1 pseudogene is annotated in these 520 nt (G+C 72.5%); it reads right to left on the bottom strand.

Going from position 1 to position 520, the window contains the following annotated elements:
• Positions 1-81: 81 nt before the first annotated feature.
• Positions 82-520, bottom strand: a pseudogene (locus tag BFF77_RS36120) (hypothetical protein); the annotation flags it as partial.

Here is a 520-nt window from a genome sequence, read left to right as displayed (position 1 = left end):
GTGCGGGGGACGGGGCGGTGAGCACGTCCCCCGCCCCGTCCCCCGCCTCTTCGTCCGACCGGACCGGCCTGCCCCTGCCGGTCAGCCCGACGTCGAGCTCGGGCTCGGAGCGGGAGCGGCCCGTAGCGTCCCGCCGACCAGAAGCGATTCCGCGCACTGGGCCGGGGCAGGGGTGCCCACCGACCGTCCCACCTCGCGGCATGTCACCGTCATGGTGATCCGGCCGTCGGCGGGCACCACGATCGGGGTGACGAAGTGGTAGTCCTGGTCACGGAAGTTCTGCAGGGCGAGCCTCAGAAGGGTTTGGCCCTCGGCGGCGATGACGACGCTGCCCGAGTCGCCCTGCGGGTTCTGCACCACCAGGTCGGTCAGCTCGAACAGCTGACCCGCCGGGACCTCGTACACGGTCTTGGCCGTCGGATCCCCGCCCACCGAGTCCTTGACCTCGGTCTGGGCGCTCTTGGGCTCTCCGAAACCGCCGCCGCTGCCGCTGCCACCAACGCTGCCGCCACCACCGCCC

Origin of the sequence: Streptomyces lushanensis, from assembly GCF_001700515.1 — a bacterium.
In the GTDB taxonomy this organism is placed as follows: domain Bacteria; phylum Actinomycetota; class Actinomycetes; order Streptomycetales; family Streptomycetaceae; genus Streptomyces; species Streptomyces lushanensis.
Note: the sequence above shows the minus strand (reverse complement) of the source record. Positions and strands in the feature narration are given on the sequence as shown.